The sequence below is a fragment of the Clostridium sp. C8-1-8 genome, from assembly GCF_009928445.1.
In the GTDB taxonomy this organism is placed as follows: Bacteria; Bacillota; Clostridia; order Clostridiales; family Clostridiaceae; genus Clostridium_AR.
Window position 1 is genome coordinate 1 of the sequence record NZ_JAABNO010000041.1, and the last position, 13,360, is coordinate 13,360.

The 13,360-nt window shown below is 32.7% G+C and carries 10 protein-coding genes and 2 riboswitches; of the genes, 4 read left to right on the forward strand and 6 right to left on the reverse strand.

The features are described from left to right. Positions 1–207 precede the first annotated feature (207 nt). On the reverse strand, positions 208–1,500 hold the full coding sequence (locus GXK57_RS24215; RefSeq protein ID WP_160680591.1) for a homocysteine synthase: 1,293 nt from the start codon (positions 1,498–1,500) through the stop codon (positions 208–210). A gap of 218 nt (positions 1,501–1,718) precedes the next feature. After that, positions 1,719–1,835: riboswitch (SAM riboswitch) on the reverse strand. A gap of 152 nt (positions 1,836–1,987) precedes the next feature. Beyond that, a riboswitch (SAM riboswitch) is annotated at positions 1,988–2,089 on the reverse strand. 284 nt (positions 2,090–2,373) lie between these two features. Here GXK57_RS24215 and GXK57_RS24220 point away from each other — a divergent pair. The 3 genes from GXK57_RS24220 to GXK57_RS24230 are packed head-to-tail and all read left to right on the forward strand — an operon-like array spanning position 2,374 to position 3,381. Then, positions 2,374–2,541 carry a spore coat associated protein CotJA gene (locus tag GXK57_RS24220; RefSeq protein WP_243156503.1) on the forward strand — a complete coding sequence of 56 codons (168 nt, stop codon included), beginning with the start codon at positions 2,374–2,376 and terminating at the stop codon, positions 2,539–2,541. 5 nt (positions 2,542–2,546) lie between these two features. Continuing rightward, complete coding sequence (locus GXK57_RS24225) at positions 2,547–2,801, forward strand: spore coat protein CotJB (protein ID WP_128215045.1); 255 nt, start codon at positions 2,547–2,549, stop codon at positions 2,799–2,801. A gap of 19 nt (positions 2,802–2,820) precedes the next feature. Beyond that, a complete protein-coding gene (locus GXK57_RS24230; RefSeq protein ID WP_160680592.1) occupies positions 2,821–3,381 on the forward strand; it encodes a manganese catalase family protein in 561 nt (186 codons plus the stop codon). A gap of 243 nt (positions 3,382–3,624) precedes the next feature. Here GXK57_RS24230 and GXK57_RS26425 read toward each other — a convergent pair whose 3' ends face one another. From GXK57_RS26425 to GXK57_RS24250, 5 genes are all read right to left on the reverse strand, one after another. Further along, on the reverse strand, positions 3,625–5,421 hold the full coding sequence (locus GXK57_RS26425) for a beta-1,3-glucanase family protein (protein ID WP_202127784.1): 1,797 nt from the start codon (positions 5,419–5,421) through the stop codon (positions 3,625–3,627). Between the two features lie 746 nt (positions 5,422–6,167). Continuing rightward, the gene (locus GXK57_RS24240) at positions 6,168–6,380 is read right to left on the reverse strand and encodes a hypothetical protein (protein WP_160680593.1); all 213 of its coding nucleotides are present in this window, start codon (positions 6,378–6,380) and stop codon (positions 6,168–6,170) included. Between the two features lie 12 nt (positions 6,381–6,392). Next, on the reverse strand, positions 6,393–6,536 hold the full coding sequence (locus GXK57_RS26430; RefSeq protein WP_202127785.1) for a hypothetical protein: 144 nt from the start codon (positions 6,534–6,536) through the stop codon (positions 6,393–6,395). A gap of 198 nt (positions 6,537–6,734) precedes the next feature. Beyond that, positions 6,735–9,353, reverse strand: coding sequence for a cation-translocating P-type ATPase (locus GXK57_RS24245; protein ID WP_160680628.1), 2,619 nt, complete (start codon positions 9,351–9,353; stop codon positions 6,735–6,737). Positions 9,354–9,845: 492 nt separating this feature from the next. After that, positions 9,846–10,652: a RelA/SpoT domain-containing protein gene (locus GXK57_RS24250; protein WP_160680629.1), complete on the reverse strand. Its 807-nt coding sequence runs from the start codon at positions 10,650–10,652 to the stop codon at positions 9,846–9,848. A 475-nt stretch (positions 10,653–11,127) separates the two neighbouring features. Between GXK57_RS24250 and GXK57_RS24255 the strand changes: the two genes are divergently transcribed. Next, positions 11,128–13,305 (forward strand): MMPL family transporter, encoded by a 2,178-nt coding sequence (locus GXK57_RS24255; RefSeq protein ID WP_160680594.1) that lies wholly within the window; start codon positions 11,128–11,130, stop codon positions 13,303–13,305. Positions 13,306–13,360: the final 55 nt, after the last annotated feature.

Below are 13,360 nucleotides of genomic sequence, written 5' to 3' on the forward strand. Positions count from 1 at the left end.
ATTTAATTCTAATTGCTCGCTCATATAGCATCTCCTTCTTAACCACTTAATTTCAGCAATATTATTAACCATAGCCAATAATAAAAACATGCCACCTCATTAATAGATTACGATCAACTCTTTACAACTGCTAAAAAGAGCATCATCCTATTTTCTAGTATGAGGTGGCAATATTTAAATATAAATTATAATATTAGGAGGCTTTAATTATTTATTGATTTTATTTAGAGCTTGGTCTAAATCGTAAATCAAGTCATCAGCATCTTCAATACCTATAGACAATCTTATTAGATCTGGAGTAACCCCTGCTGATAATTGTTGTTCTTCATTTAATTGTGCATGTGTTGTACTTGCTGGATGTATTACTAATGATTTTGCATCAGCTACATTTGCAAGATGTGAGAATATCTTAAGACTTTCTATAAATATCTTTCCTTCTGCTGTACCACCTTTTATACCAAAGGTAAAGATTGAACCAGCGCCCTTAGGAAAATACTTCTTAGCAAGCTCATAATACTTATTATCCTCTAAGCTTGGATAGCTAACCCAAGACACAAGAGGATGATTATTAAGAAATTCTACTATCTTCTTTGTGTTTGAAACGTGTCTTTCTACTCTTAAGGACAAAGTCTCAAGACCTTGAAGGAATAAGAAAGAGTTAAATGGGCTTATTGCAGCTCCAGTATCTCTTAATAATTGAACTCTAGCCTTTGTTACATAGGCCGCAGCACCAACATCTTGAGCAAATCTTATTCCATGGTAGCTGTTATCTGGTTCAGTAAGTCCCTTAAACTTTCCACTAGCTACCCAATCAAATTTACCTGAATCAACAATTACTCCACCAATAGAAGTTCCATGTCCACCTATAAACTTTGTTGCTGAGTGAACAACTATATCTGCTCCAAAGTCTATTGGCTTTATAAGATAAGGAGTACCAAAAGTATTGTCAACGATAAGAGGAATACCATTTTCATGGGCCACAGCTGCAACTGCTTCTATATCTACAAGATTTATTCCTGGATTTCCTATACTTTCTATATATAAGGCTTTAGTTTTATCTGTAATTGCGCTTCTAAAGTTCTCTGGATCGTCTGGATTTACAAAAATTGTTTTGATCCCATATCTAGGCAAGGTAGCTCCAAATAGATTATATGTTCCACCGTATAAAGTACTTGCTGCAACTATTTCATCTCCAGCCTCAGCTATGTTTATGATGGCATATGTTATTGCTGCAGACCCTGAGGCAACTGCTAGAGCTGCAATACCACCTTCAAGTGCTGCTATTCTTTTTTCGAATACATCAGTAGTTGGATTCATGATTCTAGTATATATGTTTCCAGACTCCTTAAGTCCGAAAAGATTAGCTCCATGCTCTACGCTGTTAAAAACATAGGATGTAGTTTGATATATTGGAACAGCTCTTGACCCCGTTGTTGGATCCGCTTCTTGACCTGCATGTACTTGTAATGTATCAAATTTTAAACTTCTTTCTTCACTCATTTTAATCTCTCCTCATTTTAAACAATATTTTTAAAGTGCTATTATTGGACTTTATTTTAAGCTTAATGCTATATTTTTATAATTTTGCCAATCTTCAGATTAATAAAAGCAGCTTTTCTCTAAGCTTTAATTATTGGATATGCAGTAAAAACAAAAATACCTCCTTTCTCAATTGAATGACGAAAGAAGGTATAATTTACCGCAAAAAATACTACCGTCTCTCATCTTTCTTTAGGTAATGATCCTAAAGCAGGAATTGGCACCTTTTCAGATAAATGGATCTGAAGGTTGCCGAGGTTTCGTAGGGCCAGTCCCTCAACCTCTCTTGATAAGAAATATAAAGCTATTTAATTATATAAAATCTCTAATGCTATATTCATTAGTGATCTTTTGAACTTATTGATATAAAAAAGAACCTAAGATTTAAATAAATTGACTTTACAAAAACAAAAAACCTCTTTGCTGAAAGAGGTATGAAAATCACGCATACTTATCTCTCAGCTAACGCTGTTGGACTTAGCACCATGTATAATGAAATACTGGTTGCTGGGCTTCACAGGGCCTATCCCTCCACCACTCTTGATAAGGTCTTTATTAAATTACTTGTTCTTATTATAATTAGGCAAAAATAGTTTGTCAACTATAATTTGTAATTTCTTTAATAAATATGGTTTTGCTACTTCTTAATAAATTTGTGTTTTCAAATTCTCCTCTTGGAACCCATAGAGCTTTGAAAATAGATTTCGGATCCAAGTGCTAATATTTAAAAATCAATTTCAATTATATTCTCTATTATTGTGTCACTATATTAAAACTTTTCATATTTATATAATACAGAACAAAATATAAATATTAAATACTGGAGGATGTCTTATGAGTGACGTATTCAAGATGAAGGATGAGCTTAAGCTAGATTATGCCGAAGCTTATGTAGTACCTCAACCATTTAAAGATCTTTATTATATAAAAACTGCTTTTTCTCGGGGAACTATATTTAATGATTTATATAGACCTTATGAGAAGAAAAAATACGGGAGGTAGTACAGATGGAACAAAAGAAATTACTTTGTATGATCCAACAAGTTGGCTTTTATCTAGTAGAGCTTAATCTTTACTTAGATACTCATCCTGATTGCAAGGATGCTTTAGAAAGACTAAACTATCTTTCTGGAAAACTAAGAGCCTTAAGGAAGGAATACTGTTCTAAGTATGGTCCTTTAACTAACTTTGGACTTCAACCTGCTGAGGATTGGGATCAATGGGTTTCAGAACCATGGCCATGGGAAAGAGAAGCAAATTAATTTAATGGAGGAATAATGTATGTGGTATTATGAAAAAAGATTAGAGTATCCCGTAAATATCAAAACACCTGATTTGAAGACTGCTAAGATTATCATGACTCAATTAGGTGGTCCTGATGGCGAACTTAGTGCTTCCATGAGATATTTAAGTCAAAGATATACTATGCCTACAGGAAAGACAAAAGGCTTATTAACTGACATCGGTACAGAAGAATTAGCTCACTTAGAAATAGTTTCTTCAATGATATATCAACTTACAAGAAAAGCTACTCCTGAACAAATAAAAGCTGAAGGCTTTGATTCTTATTACGTTGTACATGGCACAGCGGCTTACCCTTCTGATCCAAATGGAATTCCTTGGACTGCTGCATATATTCAAGCAACTACAGATCCAATAGCTGATCTACATGAAGATATGGCTGCTGAGCAAAAAGCTAGAGCTGCTTACGAAAGATTGATTCAACTTATAGATGATAAAGACGTAATAGATGTACTTCAGTTCCTAAGAGAAAGAGAAGTGGTACATTTCCAAAGATTTGGTGAAGCTTTAGTGACTGTTCAAGAACATTGCAAGAAGTAACCTTCATATAATCTTGATTTTCATTTGCTTAAAGTAAATATTTCTTGCATATGCCCATTTTCTTACTGTATATCTAAAAGCACTATTTTCCCCTTCCAAATTTCTAGGCTTATCTAGAAAAAGGTGTATATTTTCCTATACAGTAAAGTATGCTTCTAATACTACTTTTATGATTAATATGAATTTAACTAAGAAATTTAAGGTTTAGCTTAGAATACTCTTTGCTAAACCTTAAATTATATTTTACCAGCCTACTCTTATTATTAGTCCCTTAGGATCTCCCACCTCAAGATAAGCTGCCTGTTGATTTACATCATCATAGCAGAAGCCATAAGCTAGATTATCTATACTGTGATCATGCCAGAACTTAGCATAATAGTTTGCTGGTGCAGCTTTATAATATGCACTTGGATTGTTCCAATTTGCAGTATCTGTGTAAACGTGTCTATTTATTGCCGCACATATTTGAGGATTTTGCTGTAATCCATTAGTTCCAAGTAATATATCTTGAGTAGAATAGCTTGAATATCCTGCAAAGTAGTTAGCATTCGCCCCACCTGCTGCAAAAGTCCCATGTATAGGTGCTACAATTCTATATGGAGCTTGCAATGTAGCTAAAGACTTGAATTCTGTTGGAACCTCATTCTGATATTTTGTAAATATGCCTGAACGGGTTTCTGTCTCTAGTTCACCAACGGTTCTATCATAATTTCCTGCTTTATTAACCAATCTATGTTGTATTGGGAATCCAAACCCGTCAACTCTTGTTGTATTTCCATGGTACCCAGTATCATTAACAGTAAACTCAACAAAATCAAAATATACATCTCTGTTAGGATCTGTAGGATTGTCTACGTTAGGCCCTGCAAAACCATCATCATAAGTTTTAATATAACAAGGAGATCCTACACTTAAAAACATTCTTCCAGAGGTTATCTTAGGTAGTGTAACCCAGTTTGTTTCACTTATCTTATGATAAATATTAGCGTAATTTGCACCATTCTTTGTTAGATGTCCTGAGGCATCATTCAATGAATTTGAAATAGGAACTAGATTACTATTTGAATCTAGATAAGACCACTTCCCATTGGATGGGTTTATACCTAGAACTCCCCAGTATATATTAGCATCAGCATATGCACCATTAGTTCCATTCATAACCTTAACACTTACTGCTCCACTTACAGTTGGTGTTGGAATTGATGAAGCAGCTATTGAATATATAGAGCCATTTGTTGGGTTTGTGTTGTTAGATAAAGTAAAAGACCACCTTTGTGCATCTGTTCCATTATCAGTCCATTGCTGTACAACAGCTCCATCAGCTGTTGAAGAATTTGACACATCCATTACTAACCCACTAGCTTTACAAACTACCTTGTAATATCCACTTCCCATATCAACTATCTGCCACCTTTGAGCATCTGAACCATTATCAACAGCTTGTTGAAGCTGTGTTCCAGCAGAAGTAGAAAAGTTTGGATCATCTAGAGCCATTCCACTGTTTACAGCTATGAGCTTATAATAACCATTGCCGACATCAACCACCTTAAACTGTTGATTAGTAGCTCCTGTACTTGTCCACTGCTGTATCTTAGCACCATCAGAAGTGGATGCATCCTTTACATCTAAAGCCTTTCCACTAACCTTACTCTTTATAGTGTAAATACTTCCGCTTACTAAACCAGAACTCGAACCTATTGTATAGCTAATCCACGCTGTATCATAGGCTGGTGTTCCATTATTATAGGTAAATGAGTAATCCACCTTACCTCCTACAGATGCATCAATACTTTTTTCATATCTGCCAGTTGAACTATTGTACTGCATGGAATAATTAAGCTGAGTACCTGAATTAACTTTGTAATGGACATTTACCCAAGTAGTACTAACGTTAGATTTAAACCAAATTGTAGCAGTAGCTCCCGACACACTTATACCACTAGAATAATCTGCAGCCTTCACAGCTATACCTTGGAAAAGAAAACTGGCGAAAAAAAGTATTACAAAAATTGATATGGACTTATTTAATTTTTTCAACACAAGTAACAACCTCCTTAATAATTGTATTATTAATTTTAATAATTTAAGTAGGATAGTTAAGCTTTCATGTTTTTGTTATAGATATTAATTTTTCAAATCAGAGACCTTATTCCTTTCCTCCTTTCATACCTTATTAGATTTACATTAGATATATGAATTTGTAATTATTGGACTCTTTAGGATGTATTATATAGATCTATTAGAATGATATTTCATTTGAGATAGTTTATTAGAATTAATTAGGCTTTGGAAATGCTATATGATATTACGTCTATCTGTTGATTATAAATATAGTAAATATACTATTAACTGCAGAATTTATTTATATTAAAGCATAAATACACCACATTTATTGTGTTTAAATTCATTTACATTGTTTACACCTACATGTTACTTTATATCCCATATATTGTCAATGCACTTTTTTTCTGTTTTTATATATTTTTTTATATAACATTAACTTTTATCTATAGTTAAATAGATTATACTTCCAAATTTATGATTGAAGTCTTTTTACTATCTCCCTCACTAGTAGTTATACCCACTTCATATCAAAAGGTTTAGCTAACTATTTTTTTTTTGATTTCCTACACAATAAAATAAAGCTCTGCAATTTATGCAGAGCTTCTTTATAAAAAAGCTTATGATATATGTCAGCTCCTAAACTTAGGTAACTGCAATAATAAGCTTTTTATACTTTATATATATTTATTTCTTAACTTAATTGCTACGACTTTTTTACGTTTTTATTTAATTAAGATCTTTTCCTTTAATTTTTCTATAACATATTCGTCAGTTGAAGGTTCTTTTTCAGATTCATCAAGAACATTAATTAGTGCTTTATTTATCTCTTCCTTAGTCACCACATTATTATCTACTAGCACTTCTACTAAGGCATCAACTTTATAGGAATAAATACTTAGAATATCTGCTACTTTTTTTATTGCATTATCATCCATTTGCATCATCTCCTATTTCTCTTTTTTCTTGCCTTTTACTGCTACAAACTCTGACAATCTGTCATTGGGGTCTATATAAACGTAATCTCCATACTCATTCTTTTTTAATCCTAAGGAAGCCATCTTTTTTCTAGTATTGCTTATTTTAGTCGCCATATATATTTTACCTCCATTTTAAGATTAAATTCAAATTATAAAAATTTTACATATCCTTGATATATTAAGCTTGATACTAATTGTATTGTATATTCCACATCATCAATATTTTTTCCTAAGAAAGCTTGTTTATACTACTTAAAATATCACTTAATCTACTGGAGATTTATATTATGGAGTAAACTTCTACTGCTTCTATTACTTATCTGAATCAGATGATTTTACAAAAATTAATTTATATAACTGAATTAACACAAATGGTATTAATGATAATCCATATACAGAAACATATTGTGAAATATTTAGAGGTACCACTTCAAAAATCCCCATTATAGGTTTAACTGTAAGCACTATAGTAAGCAATGCAACTCCTAAAATAACTGCATACCATACAAATGGATTCGCGAAAACTCCAACCTTAAAGATAGACTGCTTTGATCTACAGTTGAAACCGTGAAATAATCTAGAAAGACATAAGGTTGCAAACGCCATAACCATAGCTATCTCATGATTACCTGTAGAAAGCCCTATGTGGAAAGAAATCATTGTGACTATAGCTATTATTAAACCTTCTAGAAGCACTTCTATCCCAAATTCTTTATTCAATATAGGGATATTTATATTTCTTGGTTTTCTGTCCATTATATTTTTGTTATGAGGTTCAAGACCAATAGCTATTGCTGGCAAGCTATCTGTAAGAAGATTTATAAACAATAAATGTACTGGTGCAAAAGGTATTGGTAATGCAAATAATGTTGCATATAGAACCGACAATATTCCTGCAGTATTTCCCGATAGAAGAAACTTTATGGAATTTTTAATATTTTCATAAATACTTCTACCGTTTGAAATTGATTTTACTATTGTTGAGAAGTTATCATCAGCCAATACCATAGCTGCTGCATCTTTCGCAACCTCTGTTCCAGTTATGCCCATAGCAATTCCCACATCTGCTTGCTTTAAAGCTGGACCGTCATTTACTCCATCACCAGTCATTGCCACAACATTACCTTTTTCCTGCCAAGCTCTTACTATTCTGATTTTATGCTCTGGTGAAACTCTAGCATAAACTGATATATTCTCTACTATAGCTTTAAGCTCTTCATCACTTAATTTTTCAAGTTCATAGCCTTCCATAGCTTCCGATTCATCTTTTAATATACCTATCTGTTTTGCTATAGCTGAAGCGGTTATCTTATGATCTCCAGTTATCATAACTGGCTTTATACCAGCTTTTATGCAATCTGCTACGGCGCTCATAGATTCTTCTCTTGGTGGATCCATCATAGATATAAGTCCTATGAATATCAAATCATTTTCATCTTCTATTCCAATAGCGGATTTATCTTCTAAAGGTTTATATCCAAAAGAAAGAACTCTTAAACCTTTTGAAGAGAATTCTCTATTAATTTTTTCAATTTCTTTTTTATGAGCATCGGTTAATATCTCTATACCCTTTGAAGTTTCAATTCTAGTTGCTCTAGATAAAAGTACATCAAGAGCTCCTTTAGTCACCATCATCTTCATGTCATCAACATAATTCAATGTGCTCATGAGCTTCCTATCTGAATCAAAAGGAACCTCCGCTATTCTTTTATATTTATCTCTTATAACAAGTTCATCGAAGGAATATATTTCTCCAAAGTTAACTAAAGCCACTTCTGTAGGGTCTCCGATTTCTTTATTTTCAACAGTTACTGCATCGTTGCACAATAGAGAGCTTAGAACTAACTTTTTTTGAAGCTGGTCTTCCTTGTTTAATTGATCTTTTTGTATTACTTTGTTATCAGTATAGACCTGCTGCACTGTCATCTTGTTTTGAGTTAAGGTTCCTGTTTTGTCGGAGCAAATTACAGATATACTACCAAGACTTTCTACTGCGTGCAATCTTCTCATTATGGCATTTTCCTTAGCCATCTTCTGAGTTCCTAACGCTAGAACTATAGTAACAATAGAACTTAATGCTTCAGGTATAGCAGCTACTGCCAAAGATACCGCAAACATAAAGGCGTCTATAATACTTGTTCCTCTAATTATATTCAGTACTAATATAATAGCTGATATAACCAATATAACTATAGCAAGCTTTTTACCAAAGTTGTCCAAATTAACTTGTAATGGTGTCTTCTTTTCTTTTGCATTCTGAAGTAAGTTAGCTATCTTTCCTATCTCTGTGCTCATTCCTATATCAGTAACTAACACAACTGCTCTACCATAGGTAACAAAGCTTCCTGAAAAGACCATGTTTTTTCTATCACCTATAGCTACATCCTGACCATCTATCTTTTCTGTATTTTTCAATACACTTTCCGACTCTCCGGTAAGGGAGCTTTCATTAACCTGCAAACTGTAATTTTCTATTATTCTTCCATCAGCACTAATATAATCGCCTGCATCAAGATAAATTATATCCCCAACTACCACCTCTCTAGAAGGTATCTCCACTCTGTTTCCATTTCTTAACACCTTAGCAATAGGGGAGGATAACGCCTTTAAACTACTTAAAGATCTTTCAGCTTTAATATGCTGAACTGTACCTAATATGGCATTTATTATTACTACAACTAATATTACTATGGCACTTTCTAACTTTCCTAAAAATGCAGATATAATTGCTGCAATTAAAAGAATTATAACCAAAAAGTCCTGAAATTGACTTAGAAAAACTGCTAATACACTTTTCTTCTTTCCTTCTTCTAATTCATTAAAGCCATACTTTTCTCTTCTTTTATCTACCTCAGGGTCTTTCAGTCCACCTTCTTTAACTTCTAAAAGTTTCATGGATTCTTCCACTGACTTGTTATAAAAAGTGTTCATTGAACTACTCCCTTCTTTATTAAGATTAACCTTATTACCATTAATAGTTTTACTACTTTTCAAAATATAAACCTCCCCAAAAATTAGTATTGCGTCAATAAGTTTCCTTTCTATGAAAATTAGTTTTCTAAAGTATCTTAAAAGCCTTACTTCTGTACTTCTTTCAATATGCTGTTAATTTTAATTACATTTTAAGGAAATTTTCTTCTAGGCAAAAAATAAAGACTCTATAGCTAGATTCATTCTAGCTATAGAGTCTCACTAAACTACTTTGTTAGCAAAGCCGGGAAAATCCGAATTGACGACCTTGCTCCTGATAAATTTAATTTATCAAGAAGTTACTCCCTCTACAAGTTACTAATTACTACTTATTAAGTTTTATAATATTATATTACTATCAATATACCTTTGTGTCAACTATTAATTTGTATATAATAAATATTTAATTGTAGCTATGTTCAATAGTATTGTTGAAATTAAAATAACACTGAGTTATGACTTCTTTAATCTCTCCTTCAATTCCCTTATTTCCTGATCCTTCTGCTCCATCATAGTTTTGTAATCAGAATCCATCTTACACAAATTCTTGTTTAATAAATTAATCATTGAAGCCATTTCGTCAGCACTACCTGATATTCTATTAAATAAAAGCAAGTTAGATTCTAATATTTCAGGGATTTCTTTATGAGAATACCTAAGTTGATGATCTATTTCTCCATAACCTTCCTCAAATATGGTTCTAACCTGAATTTCAGCTATAACCTTTTGACTGGTAGGGTAAAATTCTATAAGATAATGAACTGATCTATATCCAGACTTTCTAGATTTGATCTGAATATCTAGTTCTTCAAAGCGCTTAGTATCATCACCTTCTCTGACATTGGCAGTTATCTCCACCACCTTCCAGGTATCAAGGATGAATTTATGAATCTCCTCCCACTCTTGCTTAAATATATGTATAACTCTTATTCCAATAAGATCATTTATCTCTTCTTTATAATTATCTATATTAAACTGAAAATCCTCGTTATATTTATTTTTCCTATCTTCTGTCTTTCTTATTACTTTTTCAATCAGTCTACCTGGCTGCTTTATCCTAGACTTTACAGAATGTACTTTGGGATGAGTTCTAAGTATATTAGCTATGAAGTCAGCCTGGTTTTCGTAGGTATCTTTAACTGATATATAGTCTGCATAAATTTCTCCTAGAACTTCTACATCTATATTATTTTTTCTTATTTCCTCTTCTGCAAAAGGATATTGTTTTAGGAAGCTGTCTATATTGAACTTAGTTATCATGTATTCACTCATCCTTTTCTCACTTATATTTTACCTGTAGGCAATAATCATACTGCAACTAATATAACCATATATTCGCAAAATCTTGTTTATACAAGCTAAACTACCATTTCTCTTATTATACTACATATAAATAACTTGCTTAAGTTTTATTTTAACGTTGAAAATCATATTATAATTCCATCTCTCCATTAAACTTTAAAGTTATATCTACAGACCTCTATATATTTTGTCCATATACTGTACCTTTGGGTAATAACTATTATAACTCTAGAAGCTGTTTAATACTAATATCTAAGTCCTTAATTCATTGAAATGAATTTCTAAAACTTTGCTAAAATCATAGATAGCATGCCTTAAAGTACAGTTATATTCTTCCCAAAGGTACAATTGTTTGGAAAACTTATTATAGCTATCATAAACACATAGTCGTTTTACAAATTATCAAAAATGAATTAACGGAAGGAGCACATTCATGGCAAAATTATTATATAAACTTGGTAATTGGTGTTATAACAGACCAAAGAGAATCATTTTATTTTGGTTAACAATCATAGCTATTGTAGCTGGACTAACTTTTAATTTTGGAATTAACTTTAAAGGAGATATGACTATCCCTGGCACAGAGTCTTCTAAAGCAGGTGATGTACTAAAGGAGGCATTTGGTCAAACAAAAGAGTATGGAACAATAAGACTTATTTTTAAAGCCAAAGATGGAAAAACCGTGGAAGACAGTGAAATAAAAGATACAATAAACAAAACAATTGATGCTGTACAGAAAAATGATAATTCTATAAAATCAGTAGCAAATCCTTATAATTCTGTAGGTGCAATTAGTAAAGATAAAAAAATTGCTTATGCAGATATAACATATAATGATGAAAGCGATAAAGTCTCAAAGGAATCAAAAGATAAGGTATTAGACAGCTTAAAAATAGCTGATAAATCAGGTATTGAAACTGGTCTAGGAGGAAGCGTTTCATTATCAACCACTGAAATTGGCGGAAGCTCTGAAGTAGTAAGTATTATTGTAGCATTCATTATTCTTATATTTACATTAGGTTCATTTATTGCTGCAGGCTTACCAATAATAACTGCGCTTATCGGCTTAGCTGCAGGATTACTTACCATTGCAGCTGGAACTAATGTGGTGGATATGTCTTCTTTCTCCATATCTTTAGCCTCCATGGTCGGTCTAGCAGTAGGAATTGATTATGCATTATTCATAATTTCAAGATATCGTCAAAATCTCTCTGAACATTATGAATCAGAAGAGGCTGTAGCACTGGCTATGGGCACTGCAGGTAGTGCTGTTTTATTTGCAGGCATAACTGTTATCATTGCTTTATTCGGATTGTCTTTAGTAGGAGTACCATTCTTAGGAGTTATGGGAAGAGTTGCTGCAGTAATGGTTCTTTTGGTGGTAATCGTTTCTCTTACTACAGTTCCAGCATGTATTAGGCTTGCGAAAAAGCGCATACATCCTGTAAAGATAAAAGCTTCTACTGAAGCAAGGTCTTCAAGAACTGAAATTAAACCAAATCTTTGGGGAAAGGTAGTAACTAGACATCCTATTATAATGATAATAAGTACTTTATTACTCACTGTTATGCTTGGCTATTCTGCTAAGGATCTAGAGCTAGGACTACCTGACAACGGAATGCTTCCCAAAGACTCTTTAGAACGTAAGGGGTTTGACATGGTATCAGAGGGGTTTGGTGCAGGAGTTAACGGTTCTCTTGTAGTTGTGGTTGATTCTTCTAAAGCAGGAAATAATACTTTAAAAGCTGTACAAGATTCTGCTAATGAAATAAAATCCCTACCTGGAATAGCAACAATTTCACCTGCAATTCCAAGTAAAGATGGTAAAATAGCAATGATAATGGTAACTCCAAAGACTGGCCCTAATGACAAGGAAACCAAAGATTTAGTTAATGCCATTCGTAAAAAAAGTAAGGATATTACCGAAAAAAATTATAATACTAGTCTTGCTGTAACCGGTAGAACCGCTGTAAATATTGATGTTTCCAATAAGCTCTCAGATGCAATACCTACCTTTGCTATAGTAGTTCTTGGACTAGCTTTTGTATTAATGATATTAGTTTTTAGATCTATATTAGTACCAGTAAAGGCCGTTTTAGGTTTCTTAATGACATTATTTGCAACCCTAGGCTTTGATGTATTAACTTTACAAAAAGGTAATTTCGCAGACTTACTGGGAGTAGCTAAGGCTGGTCCAATATTATGTTTCATTCCTATTATAGTTATAGGTATACTATTTGGTTTAGCTATGGATTACGAAGTTTTCCTAGTAAGTCGTATGAGAGAGCACTTTTCTAAAACAGGAAATGCTAAGGAAGCAGTTATATCTGGAATAAAGAGTAGTGGTGCTGTAGTAGCTGCAGCTGGCTTGATAATGATAGTGGTTTTTGCAAGCTTTGGTGTTCAAATTGATATGAATATAAAATCTATGGGAATTCCTATGGCCTTTGGTGTATTGTTTGATGCCTTCGTTGTTAGAATGACCTTTGTACCATCGATTATGACCTTATTAGGAAATAAAGCATGGTATATGCCTAAATGGTTAGATAGAATTTTACCTAAATTTGATATTGAAGGTGACTCTTTAAGTAAAGAAAAAGAAGCTGCCTAAACTTTTTAGAACGACTATAAAATAGTAAGATTTAAAATAAAAATCATGCAAGCTA

Bases quoted from the DNA above. Each gene is read 5' to 3' on its own strand.
- GXK57_RS24215 (WP_160680591.1), bottom strand. From the start codon at position 1,500: ATGAGTGAAGAAAGAAGTTTAAAATTTGATACATTACAAGTACATGCA.
- GXK57_RS24220 (WP_243156503.1), top strand. From the start codon at position 2,374: ATGAGTGACGTATTCAAGATGAAGGATGAGCTTAAGCTAGATTATGCC.
- GXK57_RS24225 (WP_128215045.1), top strand. From the start codon at position 2,547: ATGGAACAAAAGAAATTACTTTGTATGATCCAACAAGTTGGCTTTTAT.
- GXK57_RS24230 (WP_160680592.1), top strand. From the start codon at position 2,821: ATGTGGTATTATGAAAAAAGATTAGAGTATCCCGTAAATATCAAAACA.
- GXK57_RS24240 (WP_160680593.1), bottom strand. From the start codon at position 6,380: ATGGATGATAATGCAATAAAAAAAGTAGCAGATATTCTAAGTATTTAT.
- GXK57_RS26430 (WP_202127785.1), bottom strand. From the start codon at position 6,536: ATGGCGACTAAAATAAGCAATACTAGAAAAAAGATGGCTTCCTTAGGA.
- GXK57_RS24245 (WP_160680628.1), bottom strand. From the start codon at position 9,353: ATGAACACTTTTTATAACAAGTCAGTGGAAGAATCCATGAAACTTTTA.
- GXK57_RS24250 (WP_160680629.1), bottom strand. From the start codon at position 10,652: ATGATAACTAAGTTCAATATAGACAGCTTCCTAAAACAATATCCTTTT.
- GXK57_RS24255 (WP_160680594.1), top strand. From the start codon at position 11,128: ATGGCAAAATTATTATATAAACTTGGTAATTGGTGTTATAACAGACCA.